The sequence below is a fragment of the Campylobacter sp. RM12647 genome, from assembly GCF_020138135.1.
Classification (GTDB): domain Bacteria; phylum Campylobacterota; class Campylobacteria; order Campylobacterales; family Campylobacteraceae; genus Campylobacter_E.
Genome location: NZ_JACGAS010000053.1, coordinates 1 through 1,465, shown reverse-complemented (window position 1 = coordinate 1,465; position 1,465 = coordinate 1). Strand labels below are relative to the sequence as shown.

The 1,465-nt window shown below is 26.8% G+C and carries 1 protein-coding gene; it reads right to left on the bottom strand.

What is annotated here, in order from left to right; genetic code table 11:
- Positions 1–433: 433 nt before the first annotated feature.
- Complete coding sequence (locus tag AVBRAN12647_RS09545; protein WP_336614371.1) at positions 434–1,315, bottom strand: Abi family protein; 882 nt, start codon at positions 1,313–1,315, stop codon at positions 434–436.
- Positions 1,316–1,465: the final 150 nt, after the last annotated feature.

The window sequence follows — 1,465 nt, the reverse complement described above, 5'->3', positions numbered from 1 at the left end:
GCCGCCACGTTTGTGTTAATTCTGAATCCCATAATTTTCTCCTTAAAAAAATAATTGTCTTGATTTCCTTATCAAGTTACAACTATATCGGTGTGCTAAAAAATAACTTTAGAGGTGATGTGAAAAAATTTTTAAAAATGTGATTGTGATGTGGGGATAGGTGGCTTTTTGTGATTTTTTCTGTTAGGAAAAAATCGTAAAAAGCCTTGTGTTAGCTCGTTTTTAAACGAGCTAACCGAAATGAATAGGATTTGAGAGTGCGAAATTTCACGGAATTTAAAATTAGAATTAGGATTTTGTGAAAAACTTGTGAAAATGTGAAATATTTGTGAAAAGTTTTGATGAAAGACCCGCAAAAGCGGGGGGCGACCCATTCGCCCCTAAGATGTGATGAGATGTTATACAAAATTGATTAATATTTTTAAAAGCTTGCTTATATTTTTATAATATATTGATTATCGTTTAAACCCATTGATTTTAGATTTATATTTGGATATTTATTTAGTAATGTATTTAAGTCATTATAAAAGGTGTTTTTAGGATTTATAGTTTGTAATAAATAAATTATTACATTTAAAAATGCAAAAATTTTTTGATTATTTAAATCTTGATTTTGAAAAAAGTCATTTTTGCTAGGAATTTTTAAGACTACGGCTAGAGTTTTATTCCATAATCTTGAATGATGTGCGCAAATATTTCTTACAAGCGTTGCTATATGTAACCAATTTACTAAAATAGATTTATTTATATTAAAAATATCAGAAATTTTCTTTTGCTCGTTTGTCTGCAATAATGCGTAAAAGTTAGATAAAGTGCCAAACGACATTACTTCTACAATTGCCCATAAGGGTATTTCATTATAATTATCTAAAAAATGCTTTATAAAGCTTTCGTTAGAGCGTTTTACTTCCTTAAATATCGTATCTATAAGGCTTTTGTGTGTTTTAATGTTTTTATGATTTTGTGTAAAATTTAACTCACATAAATATCCTGTAGCACCAAAGGATAATGTATGGTAGTATGCAATTTGTGTTCTAAAATATAGCTCAATTGTCTGCAAAGCATTAGAAACTAGAGCTTTTAGCTCCATATCAAAATCATACAAATAAATAATATCCGTGAAATTAGTATTTTTAATAAAATTCTTATTATCATCATAAAAAGGTAAAAAATATGCACTTAATCTGTAATAATTTAAATTTCTTAATTTTTCTAAAGCAAAATCTTCATTTAAAATAGTTAAATTTTTAGATCTTAACAATTCTAATTGTTCTTGCCAAGTTCTGTGGGGTTTATTATATGTTTTTTTATCCATAATCAGCTTTCAAATGTCCCTAAGGGTTGCGCATTGTTAAGAGGCTCTTAGGGAACTGTCGGAAATATATTAACATTTTTTATTCTAATAAGTCAACAAAAATGCTGAAAAATAAAATAAAAATATTAATTTTTTACTTAAACAATCTTC